Raw genomic sequence first — 2,572 nt, forward strand, 5'->3', positions numbered from 1 at the left:
ACCTCGCTGTTCAACGCCGGCATCCGCCCCGCCATCAACGCCGGTATCTCGGTGTCGCGCGTGGGTTCGTCGGCTCAGACCAACCTGATCAAGAACCAGTCCGGCGGTATCCGTACCGACTTGGCCCAGTACCGTGAACTGGCCGCGTTCGCGCAGTTCGCCTCCGACCTGGACGAAGCCACCCGCAAGCAGCTGGATCGCGGCGCCCGCGTGACCGAGCTGCTGAAGCAGACCCAGTACAGCCCGCTACCGATCTCGCTGATGAACGCCACCTTGTTCGCCGTGAACAAGGGCTTCATGGACGACATCGAGGTCAAGAAGGTGCTGGCGTTCGAAGCCGGCTTCCACAAGTACCTGAAGTCGAGCCACGCTGCCCTGCACGACACTATGGAAAAGAACGGTGCCAAGTGGGATGTCAAGCCCGCCAAGGCCGACGACAGCGACTCGAAGAAGGCCTTGAAGAAGACCTGCCAAGACGCTGAGGCCGAACTGCTGGCCGCTGCCACGTCGTTCAAGAAGTCCTTCGCCTGAAGCCTGCCCTTCGATACCTCAGGGTGATCGGATAAATCGAAAGGAGCGCCGTCATGGCAGCAGGAAAAGAGATTCGCGGCAAGATCAAATCGGTGGAGAACACCAAGAAGATCACCAAGGCCATGGAGATGATCTCTGTCTCCAAGATGCGCAAGGCGCAGGAGCGCATGCGCCACGCGCGCCCGTACGCCGACAAGATCCGCAGCTTGGCCGCCAACCTGGCGCAGGCCACGCCCGAGTACAAGCACGCGTTCATGGTGGCCAACGACGCGACCAAGCCCGTGGGCTTCATCGTCGTGACCACCGACAAGGGCTTGTGCGGCGGGTTGAACAGCAACTTGTTGCGCATGGTCACCGCCAAGCTCAAGGAAAACGAGAGCAACGGCGTCAAGGCGCAATCGGTGGCCATTGGCAACAAGGGCCTGGGGTTCATGAACCGGGTCGGCATTCCGGTGGTCTCTCAGGTCACGCACCTGGGTGACCGGCCGCACCTCGACAAGCTGATCGGCCCCGTCAAGGTGTTGCTCGACGCGTATGCCGACGGCAAGCTGAGCGCGGTGCATGTTTGCTACAACCGCTTCATCAACACCATGCGGCAAGAGCCGGTGATCCAGCAACTGCTGCCACTGACGGCCGAAAACATGGCGGTAGACAAGACTCAGCATGGCTGGGACTACATCTACGAGCCCGATGCACCGTCGGTGATCAACGAGCTGCTGGTTCGTTACAGCGAAGCGCTGGTCTACCAGGCCGTGGCCGAAAACATGGCGTCCGAGCATGCGGCGCGCATGGTGGCCATGAAGGCTGCGACCGACAACGCCGGCAATGTGATTGCCGAGCTGAAGCTGGTCTACAACAAGACGCGGCAAGCGGCGATCACCAAAGAACTGTCTGAAATCGTGGCCGGCGCGGCTGCGGTCTGAGCATCAAGAATTCGATTTTTTAAGGATACGAACATGGCTGACGGCAAAATTGTTCAGTGCATTGGCGCGGTGGTGGACGTGGAGTTCCCTCGCAACGCAATGCCCAAGATTTACGACGCACTGAAGTTGGAAGGCTCCAACCTCACGCTGGAAGTGCAGCAACAGCTGGGCGACGGCGTGGTGCGCACGATTGCGCTGGGTTCCTCCGACGGCCTGCGCCGCGGCCTGATGGTGAAGAACACCGACAAGCCGATCATGGTGCCAGTCGGCCGTGCGACCCTCGGCCGCATCATGGACGTGCTGGGTGACCCCATCGACGAGCGTGGCCCCGTGAGCCAGGAGCTCACGATGTCGATTCACCGCAAGCCGCCGGCGTATGACGAGCTGAGCCCGTCGCAAGACCTGCTGGAAACCGGCATCAAGGTGATTGACCTCGTGTGCCCGTTTGCCAAGGGCGGCAAGGTCGGCCTGTTCGGCGGCGCCGGCGTCGGCAAGACCGTGAACATGATGGAACTCATCAACAACATCGCCAAGGCCCACTCAGGTCTGTCGGTGTTCGCCGGTGTGGGTGAGCGCACCCGTGAGGGCAACGACTTCTATCACGAGATGTCGGACTCGGGCGTCGTGAATCAAGAGAAGCTCGAAGACTCCAAGGTCGCCATGGTTTACGGCCAGATGAACGAGCCCCCGGGCAACCGTCTGCGCGTGGCACTGACCGGCCTGACCATTGCCGAGTCGTTCCGCGACGAAGGCAAGGATGTGCTCTTCTTCGTCGACAACATCTACCGCTACACGCTGGCCGGTACCGAAGTGTCGGCACTGCTGGGCCGCATGCCTTCCGCCGTGGGCTACCAGCCGACGCTGGCCGAAGAAATGGGCCGTTTGCAAGAGCGCATCACCTCCACCAAGGTTGGCTCGATCACCTCGATCCAGGCTGTTTACGTGCCAGCCGATGACTTGACCGACCCGTCGCCTGCCACCACCTTCGCCCACTTGGACTCGACCGTGGTGCTGTCGCGCGACATCGCTTCGCTGGGCATCTACCCCGCCGTGGACCCGCTCGACTCGACCTCGCGCCAGCTTGACCCGAACGTGGTTGGCGAAGACCACTACAACAC

General features: G+C 61.6%; 2 protein-coding genes and 1 pseudogene. All 3 read left to right on the plus strand.

The annotated features are described in order from the left end of the window. Nucleotides 1-531, plus strand: a pseudogene (locus tag RMO40_RS04195) (F0F1 ATP synthase subunit alpha); the annotation flags it as partial. 53 nt (nucleotides 532-584) lie between these two features. Then, nucleotides 585-1,454 (plus strand): F0F1 ATP synthase subunit gamma, encoded by an 870-nt coding sequence (gene atpG, locus RMO40_RS04200; RefSeq protein ID WP_309716738.1) that lies wholly within the window; start codon nucleotides 585-587, stop codon nucleotides 1,452-1,454. 33 nt (nucleotides 1,455-1,487) lie between these two features. Continuing rightward, on the plus strand, nucleotides 1,488-2,572 hold a 1,085-nt coding region (gene atpD / locus RMO40_RS04205; protein WP_309716741.1), incomplete at its 3' end, for a F0F1 ATP synthase subunit beta.

The sequence above is a fragment of the Rhizobacter sp. genome (assembly GCF_031412075.1).
Taxonomy (GTDB): Bacteria; Pseudomonadota; Gammaproteobacteria; order Burkholderiales; family Burkholderiaceae_C; genus Rhizobacter.

What these genes read in the sequence shown, in the direction of transcription:
- atpG (WP_309716738.1), top strand. Translation starts at nt 585, where the DNA reads ATGGCAGCAGGAAAAGAGATTCGCGGCAAGATCAAATCGGTGGAGAAC.